Below are 205 nucleotides of genomic sequence, written 5' to 3'. Positions count from 1 at the left end.
ACCGGTACGCGAGGCTGCACGGCCACGAGGCCGCCGTACGGCTCCAGAAGGCGATGAACGAGACCGTCGGCGAGGTCGTCCGGGCCGCCGCCGCGGAGGGCATCGACGCCGACGTCCACCAGGGCGGCGTCCTGGAGGTGGCGCACACCCCGGCCCAGCTCGCCCGGCTCAAGGAGTTCCACAGCGCGGAGATCGCCTTCGGGGA

1 pseudogene is annotated in these 205 nt (G+C 73.7%); it reads left to right on the top strand.

The window, feature by feature from the left end:
- A pseudogene (locus G3I40_RS44690) lies at positions 1 to 205 on the top strand (FAD-dependent oxidoreductase); the annotation flags it as partial.

The sequence above is a fragment of the Streptomyces sp. SID14478 genome (genome assembly GCF_010548525.1).
Classification (GTDB): domain Bacteria; phylum Actinomycetota; class Actinomycetes; order Streptomycetales; family Streptomycetaceae; genus Streptomyces.
This window is presented reverse-complemented; position numbering and strand designations above follow the sequence as displayed.